Here is a 269-nt window from a genome sequence, read left to right as displayed (position 1 = left end):
TCAGAGATCTTGATTCTGACAATGATGGTCTATTAGACAGAGTGGAAGCTGGTCCAAACCCAGGTACTCCTTTAGATACAGATAAAGATGGTACTCCTGATTTTCAAGATACAGATTCGGATAATGACGGAATATTAGACGTCATGGAAGACAATCTTGACTATGGAGGCTTAGCGGACTGTGATAATGATGGTATTCCAAATCGTCTTGATGCAGATGTTTGTCCTTCTTTCATCCCACAAGGTATCTCGCCTAATGGTGATGGCAAA

At 41.3% G+C, this 269-nt stretch carries 1 pseudogene; it reads left to right on the top strand.

The features are described 5' to 3' along the window. Positions 1 to 269: pseudogene (locus ESB04_RS12500) on the top strand (hypothetical protein); the annotation flags it as partial.

Origin of the sequence: Aquirufa rosea (assembly GCF_004118285.1) — a bacterium.
In the GTDB taxonomy this organism is placed as follows: domain Bacteria; phylum Bacteroidota; class Bacteroidia; order Cytophagales; family Spirosomataceae; genus Aquirufa; species Aquirufa rosea.
Note: the sequence above shows the minus strand (reverse complement) of the source record. Positions and strands in the feature narration are given on the sequence as shown.